The organism is Mitsuaria sp. TWR114, assembly GCF_007997345.1.
The window spans coordinates 1-837 of record NZ_VOSR01000869.1 but is presented as its reverse complement, the minus strand read 5'-3'; the positions used below and the strand labels follow the sequence as shown (position 1 = coordinate 837).

General features: G+C 69.8%; 1 protein-coding gene. It reads left to right on the top strand.

What is annotated here, in order from left to right:
• Positions 1 to 27 precede the first annotated feature (27 nt).
• A partial coding sequence (locus tag FUT87_RS25225) for a glycoside hydrolase family 27 protein (protein WP_255512028.1) occupies positions 28 to 837 on the top strand: 810 nt, incomplete at its 3' end.

Sequence of the window (837 nt, the reverse complement as noted above, 5' to 3'; positions counted from 1 at the left end):
CGACGCGCCGCGCTGGCGCTCGTCGCCGTGATCGCCACGGCCGCGCTGCCCGCCCAGGCCCACGAGACCCTCAAGCTCGACGCGCCCAAGCCCAATCTCGCGCCGACGCCGCCGATGGGCTGGAACTCCTGGAACAAGTTCGCCTGCAACGTCAGCGAGCAGCTGATCCGGCAGCAGGCCGATGCGATGGCCGCCTCCGGCATGAAGGCCGCTGGCTACCAGTACATCGTCATCGACGACTGCTGGCAGAAGAGCCGCGACGCCGACGGCAACATCCAGGCCGACCCCGAGCGCTTCCCGTCGGGCATCAAGGCGCTGGCCGACTACGTCCATGCCAGGGGCCTCAAGTTCGGGCTCTATTCCGACGCCGGCTCGCTGACCTGCGGCGGCCGGCCCGGCAGCGCGGGCCATGAGTTCCAGGACGCGCGCCAGTACGCCCGCTGGGGCGTCGACTACCTCAAGTACGACTGGTGCCACACCGGCCCCCGCAACGCCGAGGCGGCCTACACCATCATGGCCAAGGCGCTGCGCGAATCGGGCCGCGACATCGTGCTGTCGATCTGCGAATGGGGCACCGACCATCCCGAGCGCTGGGGGCCCACCGTCGGCCACCTGTGGCGCACCACCGGCGATATCTTCGACGCGTGGTCCGGCAAGAAGGACTGGTCGCACGGCATGACCGACATCCTGGACATGCAGGTCGAGCGCGCCGCCCATGCCGGCCCCAATGCCTGGAACGACCCCGACATGCTGGAGGTCGGCAACGGCGGCATGAGCACCACCGAGTACGAGTCCCACTTCTCGCTCTGGGCCATGCTGGCCGCGCCGCTGATCGCC